This is a genomic window from Streptomyces sp. NPDC030222 (assembly GCF_055573115.1).
Genome location: NZ_JBVICA010000049.1, coordinates 1 through 7,069 on the forward strand (window position 1 = coordinate 1; position 7,069 = coordinate 7,069).

A 7,069-nucleotide genomic window follows, 5' to 3' on the forward strand; every position below is an offset into this window, starting at 1 on the left:
GGCCACTCCGCGGACTCCTCCGCGGGCACCGACGCACGTACCAGCCTCGGAACCAGCACCGAGCCACCCCGCACCACCACCTCGGACTCACCCGAGGCGAGTACTGCGGGCAGGGCACGATAGGACGCGTCGGTGCCGTCCGTGTCGGCCAGGACGATCCTGCCCGGGTTCTCCGACTGTGCCGAGCGCACCAGGCCCCACACCGGGGCGTGAACGAGGTCCGACAGATCCTCGCCCGGCGCGGCGGACACCGCGCCCCGCGTCAGGAACACCAGACGCGAGTCAGCGAACCGCTCGTCCGACAGCCACTCCTTCAGCAGATCCAGCACCCGGCCCGTCGCCGCGTGTACCGCACTCGCCACGTCCTCGGGGTCGGTCACCGGGGCCAGCGGGACGCACACCAGGGCCGCCGGGTCCGAAAGCGTGTCGAGTCCGCTGTGGGCCTCGTAGCGCACGCCCACGGCCTCGAGCCCGGAGTGGCCGTCCCCGAGCAGGGTCCACGGGCGTTGCTCGGCCGCGGACACGGGGGTGACCGGCACATTGGTCCACTCGACCTGGAACAGCGATCCGTGGCGGCCGCCTCGCGCGGCGCCGATCTGCTCGGGCGAGACCGCCCGCAGCACGAGGGACTCCACCGAGGCGACCGGTGCGCCCGCCGGATCGGCGATCTGCAGCGACACCGCCTCACGGCCGGCCGGGGCCAGACGCACACGTACCGCCGCAGCGCCGGACGCGTGGAGCCGGACGCCGCTCCACGCGAACGGCAGGCGTCCGCGCCCTGTGTTCTCGACGAGCGTGCCGAAGCCGGCCGCGTGGAGGGTGGCGTCGAGGAGCGCGGGGTGGAGACCGAACCAGTCGGACGTCTCCGCGGTCTCCGCGTCCAGGCTCACTTCGGCGTACACGGCGTCTCCGTGGAGCCATGCCGAGCGCAGGCCCTGGAAGACGGGGCCGTAGTCGAATCCGGCCGCGGCCAGGCCGTCGTAGAGCCCGTCGAGGTCCACCGGTTCGGCTCCGGCCGGCGGCCAGGCCGTGAGGTCGGATGCCGGTGCCGTGGCGTCGGCGCCGCCGGCGGCGAGTACGCCGGCGGCGTGCCGCGTCCACGGATCGTCGGCGGCGCCGTCCTCGTCACGGGAGTACAGCGACAGGGCGCGTCGCCCGGAGTCGTCGGCGGCGGCGACGGAGAGCCGGAGCTGGACCCCACTGCTTTCGGGGAGGACGAGCGGGGCCTCGAGGGTCAGCTCCTCCAGGACGTCGCAGCCCACTCGGTCGCCGGCGCGGACCGCCAGATCCACGAAGGCGGTGCCCGGCAGGAGGACCGAACCGAGGACCGCGTGGTCCGCGAGCCACGGGTGGGTGGTCACGGACAGCCGGCCGGTGAAGAGGAACCCGTCCGAGTCGGGCAGCTCGACGGCCGCACCGAGCAGCGGATGGTCCGTCGTACCGAGGCCGAAACCTGTGGCGTCGCCCGGGGCGGTCCGTGCGGTGGCGGCCGAGTCGAGCCAGTACCAGTCGCGCTGGAACGCGTACGTGGGCAGTTCGACCTGGTGGGCGCCGGTCGGGGCGAAGTACGCCTCCCAGTCCACCGCCGCGCCGCGGCTGAACGCGTGGGCGAGGGCGGTGCCCAGCGTCTCGGGCTCGGAGCGTCCGGCACGGAGGGCGGGCGCGAACCGCGCGTCGTCCTCGACCAGGCAGTCCTGGGCCATCGCCGACAGGACGCCGTCGGGGCCGAGTTCGAGATACGTCGTCACACCTGCGGCTTCCAGGGCGCGGACGCCGTCGAGGAAGCGGACCGCCTCTCGGACGTGCCGGACCCAGAAGTCCGCCGAGCCCATCTCGTCCGTGACGAGGGCACCGGTCAGGTTCGACACGACCGGGATCCGCGGCGTGCCGTACGACAGTCCCTCGGCGACCTTGCGGAAGTCCGCGAGCATGCCGTCCATGTGCGGGGAGTGGAACGCGTGGCTGACGGTCAGCCGCCTGGTCTTCCGTCCCTGCGCCTCGAAGCCCGCCGCGATCACGCCTGCGGCGTCCTCGTCACCCGCGATGACGACGGAGCGCGGGCCGTTGACCGCGGCGATGCCGACACGGTCCGTGAGCAGCGGCAGGACCTCGTCCTCGGACGCCTGCACGGCGGTCATCACGCCACCGGCGGGCAGTGCCTGCATCAACCGCGCGCGGGAGGCGACCAATTCGCAGGCGTCGGCCAGCGAGAAAACACCCGCGGCATGCGCTGCGGCGATCTCACCGATGGAGTGACCGGCGAGGAAGTCCGGCTTCACACCCCAGGATTCGAGGAGACGGAACAGTGCCACTTCGACGGCGAACAGCGCGGGCTGCGTGTACGCCGTCCGGTCGAGCGCGGTCGCATCGTCCCCGAACATCACCTGCTTCAGCGGGAGTTCGAGGCGCGCGTCCAGCTCTGCACACACGGCGTCCAGAGCGGCAGCGAACGCCGGGTGGGCATCGTGGAGTTCGCGTCCCATCCCCAGCCGCTGGCTGCCCTGCCCGGTGAACAGGAAGGCCAGCTTCCCTGCTCCGGAGGCGCTCACGGTGTCACGCGTGATCCCGGGGGCGGCCAGGTCGCCGTTCTCCAGCGCGGCCAGCCCGCGCAGCAGCTCCTCCCGGTCGCCGGCGACGACCACCGCGCGGTGGTCGAACGCGGCACGACGCGTGGCCAGCGAGTAGGCCACATCCACGGCTCCGGCCTCGGACGCGCCTTCCAGGTGCACCCGCAGGCGGGCGGCCTGGCCGCGTAGGGCGTCCGCGGACTTCGCGGACAGCACATACGGGAGCACCGGCACGGCATCGCCTTCGGCGGCGGTCACAGTCGCCTCGTCCGGGGCCTGCTCGATGATCGTGTGGGCGTTGGTGCCGCTGATACCGAACGACGACACACCGGCCCGACGCGGACGGCCGGTCTCCGGCCACGGAACGGAGTCCGTGAGCAGCGACACGGCGCCGTCCTCCCAGTCCACGTGCGGGGTCGGCTGGTCCACGTGCAGGGTCTTCGGCAGGACTCCGTGGCGCATCGCCATGACCATCTTGATGATGCCCGCGACACCGGCGGCGGCCTGCGTGTGGCCCATGTTCGACTTGATCGAGCCCAGCCACAGCGGCTCGTCCGCCGCGCGCTCCCGGCCGTACGTCGCCAGCAGCGCCTGCGCTTCGATCGGGTCACCGAGCGTCGTACCCGTGCCGTGCGCCTCGACGACGTCGATCATGTCGCCGGTCAGCCCGGCGGAGGCGAGGGCCTGCCGGATGACACGCTGCTGCGACGGACCGTTCGGGGCCGTAAGGCCGTTGCTCGCGCCGTCCTGGTTGATCGCGGAACCGCGGACCACGGCCAGCACCGGGTGTCCGTTGCGGCGGGCGTCCGACAGCCGCTCCACCAGCAGCATGCCCGCGCCCTCGGCCCAGCTGGTGCCGTCGGCGGCCGCCGCGAAGGACTTGATCCGGCCGTCGGCGGCGAGGCCGCGCTGGCGGCTGAACTCGGTGAAGGTGCCCGGAGTCGACATGACCGTGACGCCGCCGGCCAGCGCCATGGTGCACTCGCCGTTGCGCAGCGCCTGGATCGCCCAGTGCAGGGCGACGAGGGAGGACGAGCAGGCCGTGTCGACGGTGACCGCCGGACCCTCCAGGCCGAAGGCGTAGGAGACGCGGCCCGAGGCGATGCTGCCGGAGTTGCCGGTGCCGAGGTATCCCTCGACACCGTCCGGCAGCGCGGACGTGATCCGCGTGGCGTAATCGTGGTACATGATGCCGGCGAAGACACCGGTCCGGCTGCCGCGCATCTCGGCCGGGTCGATGCCGGCCCGCTCGAAGGCCTCCCAGGAGGTCTCCAGCAGCAGGCGCTGTTGCGGGTCCATCGCCACGGCCTCACGGGGCGAGATCCCGAAGAACGCCGGGTCGAACCGGCCCGCGTCGTGCAGGAAGCCGCCGGAACGCGTGTAGCTGGTGCCCCTGCCGTCCGGGTCCGGGTCGTACAGCGACTCCAGATCCCAGCCGCGGCCGTGCGGGAACTCCGAGATGGCGTCGACACCACCGAGCACGAGGCGCCACAGGTCCTCCGGGGTCTCGACCCCACCTGGGTAGCGACAGCTCATGCCGACGATCGCGATGGGGTCGTCGTGAAGCGCCGTGCTGAGGGATGCAGGGACGGCGGCGGCCGCGTCGGCCGTCTCCTCGTCGAGGGACAGGCCCAGGATCTCGGTCCGCAGGTACGCGGCGAGCACGCTCGGCGTGGGGTAGTCGAAGACGAGTGTGGCAGGCAGCCGTTCTCCGGTGGCGGCACCGAGGCGGTTGCGCAGCTCGACGGAGGTCAGGGAGTCGAAGCCGAGCTCCTTGAACGCCCGGTCGGCCGGCACCTCGTCGGTGGACGCATGGCCGAGTACGGCGGCCACCTCGGCCCGGACCATGTCCAGCAGGGCTGCCTCCCGCTCGTCGGCGGGCAGCGCGGACAGCCGTGCGCGGAACGCGGACCCGTCGGCGGCGGAACCCTGTCCCGCCGCTCGGCGTACCGGGACGCGGACCAGGCCGCGCAGCAGGTCGGGGACCAGGCCGCTGCGCGCCTGGGCCCGCAGGGCCGCCAGGTCGAGCGGCAGGGGAACGAGCAGCGGGTGGGTCGTGTGCCGGGCCGCGTCGAAGAGGGCGAGGCCGGTCTCCGACGTGAGGGCGCCGATACCGCCACGGTTGATGCGGTCGCGGTCGCCGTCGTCCAGGCCGCCGCCCATGCCGCCGACGCCGTTCCACAGGCCCCACGCCAGCGACGTACCGGCCAGACCCAGCGCCCCGCGGTGTGCGGCCAACGCGTCCAGGAACGTGTTGGCCGCCGCGTAGTTGGCCTGGCCGGCACCGCCGAACACACCGGCGGCAGAGGAGAACAGCACGAATGCTGACAGGCCGAGATCACGTGTGAGCTCATGGAGGTTCCACGCCGCATCCACCTTCGGACGCAGCACCGCCGACAGACGCCCAGCCGTCAGTGAACCGACCACGCCGTCGTCCAGCACTCCGGCCGTGTGAACCACCGCCGTCAGCGGGTACTCGGCCGGAATCCCCGCAAGAACAGCCGCCAGCGCATCACGGTCGGCCACATCACACGCCGCCCACGACACCTCCGCACCCAGACCCGACAGCTCCGCCGACAACCCGACAGCACCCTCGGCACCCTCACCACGACGACTCACCAGCAACAGACGCCGCACACCGTGCTCGACAACCAGATGACGCGCAAACAGCCCACCCAGCGAACCACTCGCACCCGTCACCAACACCGTCCCATCAACCGGCCACTCCGCGGACTCCTCCGCGGGCACCGACGCACGTACCAGCCTCGGAACCAGCACGACGCCATCGCGCACCACCACCTCGGACTCACCCGAAGCCAGCGCGGCCGACACACCAGCGGCAACGCCACCCTCCGCGTCCACATCGACATCGACCAGCACGAACCGCCCCGGATTCTCCGACTGAGCCGAACGCACCAGACCCCAGACACCGGCCTGCGGCAGGCCCGCAACATCCTCACCCGGAACCGCAGCCACTGCACCCCGCGTCAGGAAGACCAGACGGGAATCCGTGAACCGCTCGTCCGACAGCCACTCCTGGAGCAGCACCAGAGCACGACGCGTCTCCGCGTGCACCGCAGCCGGCACATCCTCGGCGACCGCATCGAAGCACGGCACCACCAGCGCCGACGGAATCTCACCGCCCTCCAGGACATCCGAGCCCAGCGCCCCGAGCTCCTCGTCCAGCATCTGCCAGTCGTCGTAGCACCCGCCGTCGGCCGACCTGACCCATTCCACGCGGAACAGGGCGTCACGCGTCGCGTCCGGGGCGGCGGTCAGCTGGTCACGGCTCATGGAGCGCAGGGCCAGTCCGGCCACCGAGGCGACCGGTGCTCCCGTGGCGTCGGCGATCGTCAGGGCCACCTCGCCGTTCCGTGCGGTGGTCAGGCGTACCCGGAGCTCGGTGGCTCCGACCGCGTGCAGGGACACGCCGGACCAGGAGAACGGGAGTCGTCCTTCGTTTCCGTCGGCGTCCGTGGCGCCCGGACCGAGCGCGTGCAGGGACGCGTCGAGGAGGGCCGGGTGCAGGCCGAACCGTGCGGCTTCGTCCGCGGCGCCGTCGGGCAGTGCGACCTCGGCGTAGTACGAGTCCTGGTGCCGCCAGACGGCGCGCAGGCCCTGGAACACCGGCCCGTAGCCGAAGCCGGAGTCCGCGAGACCCTCGTACAGCCCCTCCACCGGGACGGTTTCCGCTCCGGTCGGCGGCCATTCGAGGAGGCTCTGCGGGGCAGGGGCGCTCCCGTTCGCGAGCACACCGACGGCGTGCCGCGTCCAGGGTGTGTCCGGATCCGTGTCCTCGGGCCGGGAGTGCAGTGACAGGTTGCGACGTCCGCCCGCGCCGTCGGCTGCGCCGACGGAGAGCCGCAGCTGTACGCCACCTTGTTCGGGCAGCACCAGGGGGGCTTCCAGGGTGAGTTCGTCGACCAGGTCACAGCCGACGTGCTCGCCGGCCCGGAGCGCGAGTTCGACGAAGGCCGTCCCGGGGAGCAGTACGGCACCCATGACCCGGTGGTCCCCGAGCCACGGATGGGTGGCCAGGGACAGCCGTCCCGTGAAGAGGTGGCCCTCGGAGTCGGGCAGTTGGACTTCGGCGCCGAGCAGCGGGTGGTCGGCGGTGCCGAGTCCGGCCGCCGTGACGTCGCCGCCCGCGCGGCCGGCGTCGAGCCAGTAGACGGTGCGCTGGAAGGCATATGTCGGCAGATCGACACGCTGGGCGCCGAGCGGGGCGTAGAACGCCTTCCAGTCGACAGCGGTGCCACGCACGTAGGCCGTGGAGAGCGCCGAGAGCAGCGTCTCACGCTCGTCACGTCCGGCGCGCAGGACGGGGGCGAAGACGGCGGGGTCGGTGTCGTCGGTCAGGCATGCCTGCGCCATCGCGGAAAGGACACCGTCCGGGCCGAGCTCGAGATACGTCCTCACACCGGCGGCTTCCAGGGCCCGGACACCATCGAGGAAACGGACCGCCTCACGAACGTGCCGCACCCAGAACTCCGCCGACGCCA

At 72.3% G+C, this 7,069-nt stretch carries 1 protein-coding gene; it reads right to left on the minus strand.

The features are described 5' to 3' along the window. A partial coding sequence (locus tag ACZ4Z5_RS33105) for a type I polyketide synthase (RefSeq protein ID WP_468269950.1) occupies positions 1-7,069 on the minus strand: 7,069 nt, incomplete at both ends.